This is a genomic window from Parapedobacter sp. ISTM3, from assembly GCF_016533505.1.
Taxonomy (GTDB): Bacteria; Bacteroidota; Bacteroidia; order Sphingobacteriales; family Sphingobacteriaceae; genus Parapedobacter; species Parapedobacter luteus.
The window spans coordinates 1-398 of the sequence record NZ_JAENGN010000078.1 but is presented as its reverse complement, the minus strand read 5'-3'; the positions used below and the strand labels follow the sequence as shown (position 1 = coordinate 398).

At 59.3% G+C, this 398-nt stretch carries 1 protein-coding gene; it reads left to right on the top strand.

Annotated features, from left to right (window positions below):
- The coding region (locus JHJ32_RS22705) for a DUF11 domain-containing protein (protein WP_200123034.1) at window positions 1-398 on the top strand (398 nt) is incomplete at both ends.

Genomic DNA, 398 nt, shown 5'->3' with positions numbered 1-398 from the left:
GGTGATTCCGGTGGGGGGTACCATCACGGTGAGCGTAACGGCCGACGTGGATGCGGATGCGCCGGCAACCATCGCCAACGGCATCAGTGTATGGGGTCCGGATAACGATCCGGATACCGACACACCGGATGATGAGGATGATACGCCGGAGATTCCTGTGGATCGCACGTCGAACCTGAGCATTACGAAAGTGGCCGACGATGCACGTGTCGTAGCAGGTGGAAGCACGAGCTTTATGCTAACGATCACCAATGACGGTCCGTCAGCTATCCAAAGCGGTAAAATAATCAGTCTGGGCGAACGCCCGAGTGCAGGGCTGACCATCACGGGCTATACCGTGACGAGCGGCAACGGCACTGTAGCAGGCACGGGCAACAGCGCCACGGTGACCACCGGTG